The sequence below is a fragment of the Arthrobacter globiformis NBRC 12137 genome (assembly GCF_000238915.1).
Classification (GTDB): Bacteria; Actinomycetota; Actinomycetes; order Actinomycetales; family Micrococcaceae; genus Arthrobacter; species Arthrobacter globiformis.
On record NZ_BAEG01000088.1, the window covers coordinates 1 to 269 of the forward strand.

1 pseudogene is annotated in these 269 nt (G+C 61.3%); it reads left to right on the plus strand.

What is annotated here, in order from left to right:
• Positions 1 to 254: pseudogene (locus ARGLB_RS18375) on the plus strand (integrase); the annotation flags it as partial.
• Positions 255 to 269 lie beyond the last annotated feature (15 nt).

The following is a 269-nucleotide window of genomic DNA, read 5'->3' on the forward strand; positions in this document are numbered from 1 at the left end:
CGTTGACCCCGCATCAACGCGCCGCCGGGCATCCGAGTGTCCGCAAGCGGCCCGTCATCACCATGGACGCGCAGTTCAAACGACTCAAGCCAGCGGCAATGTCCCGGCAGATCCTGGCGCTGACCGGACAGCTTGAAGCTCTTGCCCAAGCGAAAGCTGCTCCCCGCGACTACAAGATCAACACCTGGTTCAACCCGCACCCGAAGCGGACCTTTTCTAGTGAGGCAACGAAGCAGTCTTCCCGGACCTATTGACGTGAGGCAACAGGG